This is a genomic window from Vibrio sp. V10_P2A27P122 (assembly GCF_963874335.1).
GTDB lineage: Bacteria > Pseudomonadota > Gammaproteobacteria > Enterobacterales > Vibrionaceae > Vibrio > Vibrio anguillarum.
On record NZ_CAWNHY010000045.1, the window covers coordinates 1 to 8,563 of the forward strand.

An 8,563-nucleotide genomic window follows, 5' to 3' on the forward strand; every position below is an offset into this window, starting at 1 on the left:
ATAGAACGCAAAGCCAATGTTCCGCTAGATACTACCAGTGCAAGTCGTTATAATGCGCGGCTCATTAATCAGAGGTCAAAATATGCACAGCAACGTCACTCCTATTCATCAATATAAAAAATACTGGGCAGAGTGCTTTGGAACCGCACCTTTCCTGCCAACCAGTAAAAAGGAGATGGATGCCCTAGGATGGGACAGCTGTGACATCGTGATCGTCACGGGTGACGCTTATGTGGATCACCCCAGTTTTGGTATGGCGATCATTGGCCGTTTACTCGAAGCGCAAGGCTTTCGCGTTGGGATCATTGCCCAGCCGCAATGGCAAAATAAAGACGCTTTCATGGCGCTGGGAAAACCTAACCTGTTTTTTGGCATCACGGCCGGAAATATGGATTCGATGATCAACCGCTACACCTCTGACAAAAAATTACGTCATGATGATGCGTACACACCCAATAATGAAGGTGGCAAACGTCCAGATCGCGCCACACTTGTCTATTCGCAGCGTTGTCGTGAGGCTTATAAAGATGTGCCACTGGTACTCGGTGGTATTGAAGCAAGTTTGCGCCGCGTTGCCCATTATGATTATTGGTCAGACAAAGTGCGCCGTTCTGTGCTGTTTGATGCCAAAGCCGACATACTGCTGTTTGGTAACGCAGAGCGCGCATTGGTTGAAGTAGCGCACCGCTTAGCCAATGGCGATAACATCGCTGATATGACCAATATTCGCGGCACGGCCGTGAACCTGGCCGCTGAGCCTGAGCATTACACCATCATTGACTCATCACGCATTGAGAAACCGGGTAAAGCGTTTGTTCCTGTGAACCCTTACGCGGTGGAAACGCAGTGTGAAACTAATCAAGAAAAAGAAGCCGAAGCAAAGCCAATCACCATTCGTCCTTCTCGCCATGATGCCGCGACAACAGCGGTTCGTTTGCCTGCTTTTGAAAAGCTCAATAATGACCGGATTTTATACGCGCATGCAAGCCGTGTACTGCATTTAGAAACCAACCCCTATTCAGGTCGGGCGCTGATCCAGCGTCATGGCGACCGTGAGTTGTGGGTCAACCAAGCCCCGATCCCACTCACCACAGAAGAGATGGATTACGTGTTTGGCCTGAGCTACGCACGCGTGCCTCACCCCATGTATGGCAAAAGTAAAATTCCTGCTTATGACATGATCAAAACCTCGGTTAATATCATGCGCGGCTGCTTTGGTGGTTGTTCATTCTGCTCGATTACCGAACATGAAGGGCGCATTATCCAAAACCGTTCAAAAGAGTCGATTTTGAATGAGATGGAAGAGATCCGCGATAAAGTTCCCGGCTTTACTGGAACCATTTCGGATTTGGGTGGGCCAACGGCGAACATGTACCGTTTAGGTTGTAGTGATCCTAAAGCTGAGATGAACTGCCGCCGCCCATCGTGTGTTTTCCCCGGAATTTGCCATAAGCTCAATACCGACCACAAACATACGATTGATCTCTATCGTGAAGCGCGCAAAGTCAAAGGCATTAAAAAAGTGATGATCGCCTCTGGTGTGCGTTATGACTTGGCGATTGAATCTCCTGAATATGTACGTGAATTGGTCACGCATCACGTAGGAGGCTATCTCAAGATCGCCCCAGAACATACCGAGAAGAATCCGCTCGATCTGATGATGAAACCGGGTATGGGCACCTATAATCGCTTCAAAGAGATGTTTGAGAAGTACAGCGCTGAAGCAGGTAAGAAACAGTACCTCATCCCGTACTTTATTTCCGCGCATCCCGGTACAGAAGATGAAGATATGCTCAATTTGGCACTGTGGCTAAAATCAAACAATTTTGAGTGTGATCAGGTGCAGAACTTCTATCCATCGCCAATGTGTAATGCAACCGCGATGTATTACTCAGAGACTAACCCGCTCAAACGTGTGAAATACAAAAAACGTGAAGAAGTGACTGTCGCGAAGGGGGAGCGTCAACGCAGGCTGCACAAAGCGCTGTTACGCTACCATGACCCATTAAACTGGCCGATTATCCGTGAAGCCTTGATCAACATGGGTAAAAAGCATTTGATTGGTGATAAACCTAACTGCTTAGTGCCTGCGAATGATGTCGATGCACTCACGCCTGCGCAGCGTCGTAAATCTGGCCGTCACGGAGCGAACCGTTTTGCGACCAAACACACCAAAACTCAGCCGGGCTTTGATGCTCTTAACCCGCGTAAAGAGAGCGCTACTTCACCAAGCAAATCACGCGCTAGCAGCGCGACAGACAACGGTAAGAAAAACCAAGGCGGCGCATCTAAACCTGCACACTCTCGCCCGACAAGTAAAGGCAAACCGTTTGCTCAAGCCTCTAAGCCAAGAGCGCCACGCGCAGAACAGAGATAATTCCAAAGCCATATGATCAGCACAATAAGGCTCCTTACGGAGCCTTATTGTTTTTCAAAGAACAGCGTTAGTTTACCGACCTCGATACCAAATTTTTTAATTTTAGTCAGGTTAAACACCCGCTTTTCATCTTGCCGATAAAGCCAGTCGTCAAAGGTAACGGTTAGCGTAGAATCACCATAAGGTAAGGAAAAGTCATATTGCCAACGCAAAGCGTTACCCACTTCTTCCCCTTGGGCTTGGCCTAATACATCATCCGCTTGGCCGATATATTTTCCATCAGCAAAACGTTCAATCACCCATACTCTTTGGCTTTTTTCACCATCATCAAAATTGAAGTCTTCAACCAAAGTGAGTTTATTCCCCTCAACTGTTCCGTCGATGGCAACCTCGAAACGACGCGTTTGCATCCCCGTATAATCTTGCACCATCCCCCATGCGAACGTTCGACCAGAGAAGTATTCAAATAAATCAAACTTAGGTTGCGTGGATTGGTATTGAGTGAGATCAGCGCTGCACCCCACTAACCAAAGTAGAAGTAACAGATAACTGCGTCTGGCTATCGCTTTCATGGTTGCATTCCTATCAATTGTTTGCGTAAGTGTGGGTATTGCGTCTGTGGCGACAGCCATATCGCGAGAAAGGCGTCATTTAACGCTTCGTCGACTACTGTACCAACCTGAGCTTGAACACCATTCTTAGGATGAAAAATAAAAGCGCCCTGCTGCCCATCGGAGGTGTAAATCAAGCGGTCGCCCTCAGTAACGCTGGGAAAAATGGACGATAGGTGCACCAGCCACGGTGCAATTTGTTGCTCGGTTAATTTGAGTTTTTGCCACTGCTCTGCGGTCGATTCCACCAGCTGTTTACTACTGATGTCGCGCTGATATTCAATTTCAAGCGCCAAGGGATGAGGTGATAAATCGCTTCCTTGCTCGTACTGCCCTGAAGGAGTACGAAGCTGCGAGGAATAAATATCTAGCCATAACCAGCTTAAATTCGCTTGGCCAATCACTGGCCAAGTTTGCCACTCGGCCAGTTTATCGTCTGCCACCGCCGCAAAAGCGTTATTCACCAAGCTGTGAAAGGCAATCACTATAACTAACAGGTTGAATTTTCTTAGCCTATTTCTCTTTGCTAACATCATCGCTAAATACCCTAAGTATCAATGTACCGATCATCATCCACTGCAACCACAAGATGGCCATAGTCAAACCCAATGGCCAATCAAAATGTACAGCGCCTAAACGTTCTGCCGCCCAATAACTTAAACTGCCTAACACGCCGACCATCAAACAAATGAGTTTGGATGGATAACGTTTCATCAGCACCACTAAATGGAAGACATACCAAGAAAAAGCGCCCCACAACACCATTAACCAAATGGGAAAGTCATTGGTAGCAAAGCGTAATAATCCGAAATACTGATTAAGGGCATCGATAACAATACCCACAATGGTTAAGGCAATTACCCTTTCCAAAGAGTAAGAGAAGTGCCGCAAGGAAAAAATCAATGCGGCTAACATCATGGCCAATGCCAACCACTGCAAACGTTCTGTCCCCAACACAGCAACAAACCAGATCGCTTGAAACCAAAGAGAGACAGCAAACAGCGTTTTCATTACATCGGTCTTTGCAAAGTCATATGTACAGTGCTGATGGATTTTGCTAAAAATCCACCCTCGCAGTAGCAGAAATAGTAACGCCACATACGCGTGAATCGCTCATCATACCCAAGTTGTGAAACCTGATGTTTTGCAAGCTCAAAACGGTGACGCCAATGAGCAAGCGTATGCGCATAGTCAGGACCAAGATCAAACAGGTTGCGAACCACTAAATCACTGTGCTGTGTCGCCGCCGTTGTCAATGCAGTAATTGAGGGTAAAAAACCGCCGGGGAAAATGTATTTCTGAATGAAATCGACATTATTGCTGTAATAATCATAACGTTGATCAGCAATGGTAATGGCTTGAATCGCCATCAAACCATTGGGTTTTAGTAGTGACTGGCACTTTTCAATATAAGAGTCGAGGTACTCTTTACCGACCGCTTCGATCATCTCTATCGAGACTAATTTATCGTACTGACCTTGTAGCAGGCGGTAATCTTGCTTAAGCAAGGTGATTTGACTCTCCAGCCCCTGCCGCTCTATTTGCTGTGCGGTGTAGTAATGCTGCTCTTCAGAAATGGTCGTCGTCGTGACCTGACAGCCGTAAGTTTTGGCCATGTAAATCGCCATCGCACCCCAACCGGTGCCAATCTCAATCACGTGGTCGCTTGCTTTGAGTTGCAACTGCTGGCACAAACGTTCCATTTTATTAATTTGCGCCTGCTCTAACGTTTCATCCGGATGCAGAAACAACGCGCTGGAATAGAGCATATTACTGTCTAAAAAGGTGTGGTAGAGATCATTGCCTAGATCGTAGTGGGCATGAATATTCTCTTTGGCTTTATCGATTGAATTTCGGTTGAGCCAATGGCTTACTTTATAAAAAAGTTTGGTCAACACACTACTGCGAGCTTCAATGCCATCTAATGCACTGACATTACGAGCCATCAGTTCCATTAGGCTGGTCAAATTCGGGCTATCCCACCAACCATCCATGTAAGCTTCACCCGCTGCAATACTACCCCCTTTTAATAAACGAGCATAAAAATGAGGGTGATGTATTTCAATAGTTGCATGGGGTTGATGCTCTTTAAGTACGCCAAAAGTCTCCTGACTGGACGCGCCTTCATTGGAAAAGGTTTCAATGATGGTTAAAGTGCCGACGTCTAAACGCTGTAGACAGCGAAAAATGAAGCTTCTTGCACTCTTTTGCAACCCTGTCAGTTGCTTGGGCAACGCGAGAGTTTGTGAATTAAGCATTGAGCGTTCTCCTTGTTATTGTTATTTAGACACTGTCTCTGTGTAGATCTTGCGTATTTATGAATGTGGATTGGAGTAGAAAGGTGCTCCTTTAAGCCACAGCTTTAAAGCATGCCAGTAAATACCTATTGTCACTTTTACGGCCATCACGGGTGTTTTGATCAATAACTTGAGTAAATTTTTTGAATTAAATGGTTGTGCCTTCATCGATAAAGTAGCATCGAAAACTTTACCTTCTTTGTGACATTCCAAATGCACACTCAATGACGAACCAAGCGGCTTCAACTTCCAATGATATCGCTGATCAATAGGATTGAAGGGAGAAACATGAAACGCCTTTTGATGACGCCACTGTTGCTGCTCTTCTCCCGCTTGTGCTTTCACCGCGTAGTAGTGCCGTTGATTCCAAGGTGTATTACTCACTTCGGCCAACAAGTATTGCCATTCACCTTGTTGATCATAAAGATAGTAGAAATTAACCGGGCTGAAATAGATTCCTAAATAACGAAGGTGACATACTGCTATCACCTTTCCAGAGCAGCGGTCGCCCGTCAGCTCATGAACTTTATCTTGTATGCACTGTTTTAAATCCCCTTCACCAAGATAATCGGCGCGCTGAAAACGCGCCCAGTGCCACCATTTTTCGCCAAACCCCCAAACTGAATCACTCAGTTGATCCAGTTCATCGAGATCAATACACGGCATAAACAATGGATAATTGAGCGCATGTTCAATCGGAGTAAAGCGTCGATGACGTACCATGCCAACCATCAAACAACTGTTGGGCTCCGTCTCCATCACGCCGCGCCTTTTAACTGCTGCGCTTGCGCTTCAAGCTGTGTCACCACATCCAGCGCACTGGTCACGCCATCTTCATGAAAACCATTGCGCCAATAAGCGCCACAGTACCAAGTGTTATTCACACCGTTGACTTCAGGCTTGCGTTGCTGAGCCGCGATAGATTGCGTGGTAAATACCGGGTGGTGATAAGTAAACTGTCGTAAAACTTTCTCATCAGCAATGCGGTCACCGCTGTTGAGCGATACACAAAAAGTATGAGCGCCTTTAATATGCTGCAAGATATTCATATTGTAGGTCAGCGCTGGTAAACGCGATTCTTGATCTGGGCTGCCATCAAGCCAATAGTTCCAAGCTGCCCAAGCGGCTTTTCGCTTAGGCAGCAGTGATGTGTCGGTATGTAAAGTGACTTCATTGGCTTGATAGTGCATTACGCCGAGCACCTCTTGCTCAGCCTCTGTCGCTTGCTCTAACATACCTAATGCCTGATCGCTGTGACATGCAAAAATTACATGATCAAAGTGGTGTGATTGCCCATTAACAACGAGCTCGACACCCGCCGAGCTGCGTTTGACTTGTGTAACTGGGCTATCAAGATGAATCTTATCTTTAAAACCTTGCGTCAAGGGTTCGATGTACGCGCGCGATCCGCCTTCAACCACATACCATTGTGGTCGGTTAGTGATCTCTAGCAGTCCATGGTTGAGGAAGAAACGCAAAAAGAAACTTAACGGAAAAACCCGCATATCAGCCAAGGAAGACGACCAAATTGCCGCTCCCATCGGTAAAATATAATTTTCACAAAAATAGTCAGAGAATTGGTGCTCAAATAAGAAATCACCTAAGGTTTGCATCGATTGATGCGCTTGTTCTGCTTGCTGTTTCGCTAACCGATTGAAGCGAATGATTTCAAAAATAAAGCGATAAAAGACAGGGTTTAACCAGTTCCGCTTTTGTGCAAACAACGTAGTTGCGGTATGACCGTTATATTCCAGCCCATTCGCATCATTACGCACACTGAAGCTCATTTGAGTCGGAATGCCTTTTACGCCAATTTCATTCATCATTGCGATGAAATTTGGGTAGGTCCGGTCGTTGTACACGATAAAACCAGTATCAACCGCGTGATTTTGACCATCGAGCTCAATATCGACGGTGGCGGTATGCCCACCAATGTAATGATTGGCTTCAAACACGGTAACATCATGATGTTTATGCAGATAATAACCGCATGTTAACCCGGAAATACCGCTACCAATAATGGCGATTTTCATACTCAATTCCTTTAATTACAAAACAGATCGTTATTTAAGTAATGCCGCAACTAATTTGCCTTGCCATGAGTAAGGTAAGCTGCCAATCAAACGTAATAGGCTCGTAAAACGGGCCGGAAAATAGAGGGTGGTTTTGCCTTTTTCCAACCCACGGCGAATCGCCTGCGATGCATACTCGGCACTGACCATCATTGGCATCGAAAAACTATTTTTATCAGTCAAAGGCGTGGCAACAAACCCAGGATAGATCATCGTCACAGCAACACCTTGCGCTCGCCAATCTTGCATGAGCGAGCGTGCTAGGTAACTAACCGCCGCTTTAGAAGCGCCATAGGCTTCTGCTCTTGGCAGCGCGATTTCACTGGCGATGGAACCAACGATCGCCACACGGTGGTTAGCAACAAAGTGATGCTGTATCGCCTCAATGCAATGAGCTAAACCCAAAACGTTTACGTCAAACACACGCTTAAACCGGAGTGAATCCATTTGACCATGATCGATGTATTCGCAATCGCCAGCGTTGAGGATCCACAGTGAAGGAGTAAAAGGCAGTTGCGATAAAGCCGATTTCGTTTGCTCAAAATCGGTAATATCAAACGCAATACCTTGGATCTGCGGATACTCTTGATGCATTTGATTAAGCTTGGCTTGGTTACGCCCACAAGCAATAACTTGCCAACCCGTTTTTGCATAATCAACAGCTAGCTGATAACCAATACCAGAAGTGGCTCCCGTGATAAGTACACTCTTCATTGCCCTAACCTCTGTTTGATCGAACGAATAACACTTCCCAGCAGCGGAATGTGTTCATAGAGCATTTCTCCCAAGTCGAAGTAATCACGGTGATAAATGACTTGGTTGTCTTGAAACTTGAGATGGCTCATCCCTTGCACTTGTATAAGTTTTCCACGAGCTAGCCGAGGATGCTGCAAAGACATAGTCCATGTGAGAAAGCCGCAGTCACCGACTTGCTGGTGATCATGGATGGTAAAATCACAACGCTCTACGTTCTGATACAAACGAGCAAAATAATCCGATAGCGCACGCCAACCTTCTATTCGATGAGCGGCATCCTCAAAAAGGACATTGTCGTGATAAACCTGACGTAATAAAGGCAAGTTCTCTTTGTTGAGTTGACGATAAACTTGAGCAACCGATTCGACATCCATTGTACGTTTCCATAAGTTATACAAAAACTTCACATGTACAAAATAGTACAAGTCACTTAGTTATACAAAATATTTC

General features: G+C 45.8%; 9 protein-coding genes. 1 reads left to right on the top strand and 8 read right to left on the bottom strand.

Annotation, left to right across the window (positions count from 1 at the left end; all coding sequences use genetic code 11):
• The first annotated feature begins 82 nt into the window (after positions 1 to 82).
• Positions 83 to 2,377, top strand: a complete 2,295-nt coding sequence (locus AACQ17_RS02815) for a YgiQ family radical SAM protein (protein ID WP_088733050.1) — start codon at positions 83 to 85, stop codon at positions 2,375 to 2,377.
• Positions 2,378 to 2,421: 44 nt separating this feature from the next.
• Here the strand turns inward: AACQ17_RS02815 and AACQ17_RS02820 are convergent, their stop codons facing one another.
• Genes AACQ17_RS02820 through AACQ17_RS02855 form a run of 8 tightly spaced genes read right to left on the bottom strand, consistent with a single transcriptional unit; the run spans position 2,422 to position 8,487 of the window.
• Positions 2,422 to 2,949 carry a DUF3833 domain-containing protein gene (locus AACQ17_RS02820; protein WP_017049908.1) on the bottom strand — a complete coding sequence of 176 codons (528 nt, stop codon included), beginning with the start codon at positions 2,947 to 2,949 and terminating at the stop codon, positions 2,422 to 2,424.
• Positions 2,946 to 3,524, bottom strand: coding sequence for a chalcone isomerase family protein (locus tag AACQ17_RS02825; RefSeq protein ID WP_094147159.1), 579 nt, complete (start codon positions 3,522 to 3,524; stop codon positions 2,946 to 2,948). The genes AACQ17_RS02820 and AACQ17_RS02825 overlap by 4 nt, the downstream gene beginning before the upstream one ends.
• Positions 3,502 to 3,999, bottom strand: a complete 498-nt coding sequence (locus AACQ17_RS02830; RefSeq protein WP_094147160.1) for a DUF2878 domain-containing protein — start codon at positions 3,997 to 3,999, stop codon at positions 3,502 to 3,504. The genes AACQ17_RS02825 and AACQ17_RS02830 overlap by 23 nt, the downstream gene beginning before the upstream one ends.
• Positions 3,999 to 5,246: an SAM-dependent methyltransferase gene (locus AACQ17_RS02835; RefSeq protein ID WP_094147161.1), complete on the bottom strand. Its 1,248-nt coding sequence runs from the start codon at positions 5,244 to 5,246 to the stop codon at positions 3,999 to 4,001. The genes AACQ17_RS02830 and AACQ17_RS02835 overlap by 1 nt, the downstream gene beginning before the upstream one ends.
• A gap of 57 nt (positions 5,247 to 5,303) precedes the next feature.
• A complete protein-coding gene (locus tag AACQ17_RS02840) occupies positions 5,304 to 6,044 on the bottom strand; it encodes a DUF1365 domain-containing protein (RefSeq protein ID WP_094147162.1) in 741 nt (246 codons plus the stop codon).
• Positions 6,044 to 7,318: an NAD(P)/FAD-dependent oxidoreductase gene (locus tag AACQ17_RS02845; RefSeq protein ID WP_088721123.1), complete on the bottom strand. Its 1,275-nt coding sequence runs from the start codon at positions 7,316 to 7,318 to the stop codon at positions 6,044 to 6,046. Before AACQ17_RS02845 ends, AACQ17_RS02840 begins: the two co-directional genes overlap by 1 nt.
• A 30-nt stretch (positions 7,319 to 7,348) precedes the next feature.
• Positions 7,349 to 8,071 (bottom strand): SDR family NAD(P)-dependent oxidoreductase, encoded by a 723-nt coding sequence (locus tag AACQ17_RS02850; protein WP_017044604.1) that lies wholly within the window; start codon positions 8,069 to 8,071, stop codon positions 7,349 to 7,351.
• A complete protein-coding gene (locus AACQ17_RS02855) occupies positions 8,068 to 8,487 on the bottom strand; it encodes a nuclear transport factor 2 family protein (protein WP_026028585.1) in 420 nt (139 codons plus the stop codon). Before AACQ17_RS02855 ends, AACQ17_RS02850 begins: the two co-directional genes overlap by 4 nt.
• Between the last annotated feature and the right edge of the window lie 76 nt (positions 8,488 to 8,563).

Coding starts and splice junctions, on each gene's coding strand:
- AACQ17_RS02815 (WP_088733050.1), top strand. CDS start 83: ATGCACAGCAACGTCACTCCTATTCATCAATATAAAAAATACTGGGCA.
- AACQ17_RS02820 (WP_017049908.1), bottom strand. CDS start 2,949: ATGAAAGCGATAGCCAGACGCAGTTATCTGTTACTTCTACTTTGGTTA.
- AACQ17_RS02825 (WP_094147159.1), bottom strand. CDS start 3,524: ATGATGTTAGCAAAGAGAAATAGGCTAAGAAAATTCAACCTGTTAGTT.
- AACQ17_RS02830 (WP_094147160.1), bottom strand. CDS start 3,999: ATGAAAACGCTGTTTGCTGTCTCTCTTTGGTTTCAAGCGATCTGGTTT.
- AACQ17_RS02835 (WP_094147161.1), bottom strand. CDS start 5,246: ATGCTTAATTCACAAACTCTCGCGTTGCCCAAGCAACTGACAGGGTTG.
- AACQ17_RS02840 (WP_094147162.1), bottom strand. CDS start 6,044: ATGGAGACGGAGCCCAACAGTTGTTTGATGGTTGGCATGGTACGTCAT.
- AACQ17_RS02845 (WP_088721123.1), bottom strand. CDS start 7,318: ATGAAAATCGCCATTATTGGTAGCGGTATTTCCGGGTTAACATGCGGT.
- AACQ17_RS02850 (WP_017044604.1), bottom strand. CDS start 8,071: ATGAAGAGTGTACTTATCACGGGAGCCACTTCTGGTATTGGTTATCAG.
- AACQ17_RS02855 (WP_026028585.1), bottom strand. CDS start 8,487: ATGGATGTCGAATCGGTTGCTCAAGTTTATCGTCAACTCAACAAAGAG.